The sequence below is a fragment of the Paenibacillus sp. TSM33 genome, assembly GCF_056099025.1.
The window spans coordinates 1-291 of the sequence record NZ_JBLZXB010000058.1 but is presented as its reverse complement, the minus strand read 5'-3'; the positions used below and the strand labels follow the sequence as shown (position 1 = coordinate 291).

Genomic DNA, 291 nt, shown 5'->3' with positions numbered 1-291 from the left:
CGTGAGGGAAAGGTGAAAAGCACCCCGGAAGGGGAGTGAAATAGATCCTGAAACCGTGTGCTTACAAGAAGTCAGAGCCCAATTTAGGGGTGATGGCGTGCCTTTTGTAGAATGAACCGGCGAGTTACGTTCCCGTGCAAGGTTAAGGTGAAGAGCTGAAGCCGCAGCGAAAGCGAGTCTGAATAGGGCGAATGAGTACGTGGACGTAGACCCGAAACCGGGTGATCTACCCCTGTCCAGGGTGAAGGTGCGGTAACACGCACTGGAGGCCCGAACCCACGCATGTTGAAA

At 54.3% G+C, this 291-nt stretch carries 1 rRNA gene; it reads left to right on the top strand.

Going from position 1 to position 291, the window contains the following annotated elements:
• Window positions 1–291: ribosomal RNA gene (locus ACN6NF_RS25875) — 23S ribosomal RNA — on the top strand; the annotation flags it as partial.